We start from the raw sequence: 329 nt of genomic DNA, 5'->3' as shown, positions 1-329 counted from the left end.
ATGATATGAATAAGAAAGAAACAATGAAGATGGAAGCTAAAAGAGAGAACGAGAAGTTCAATAGTGTCACCAATAGAACTAAGGTAGAAAACCAAAATCAAACCCATAATGTGCGTAAAGAGGGTACCGGGCCGATACAAAAGAAGTATTGATTGTGCATGATTTTCAAAATGGTAATATATAATAACATTAATATTGGTGATTTCGTACAATTTGTCTAAGATTCGATAGAAAATTTTGTCATGTTAGAGTTTGACTATTTTATGTAAATATGATATAAATAAACCATTAACTGAAAGAAACTGAAAAGAAATATTTTTGCAGTAGAG

It is taken from the genome of Anaerosporobacter sp. (assembly GCF_965301125.1).
This window is presented reverse-complemented; position numbering follows the sequence as displayed.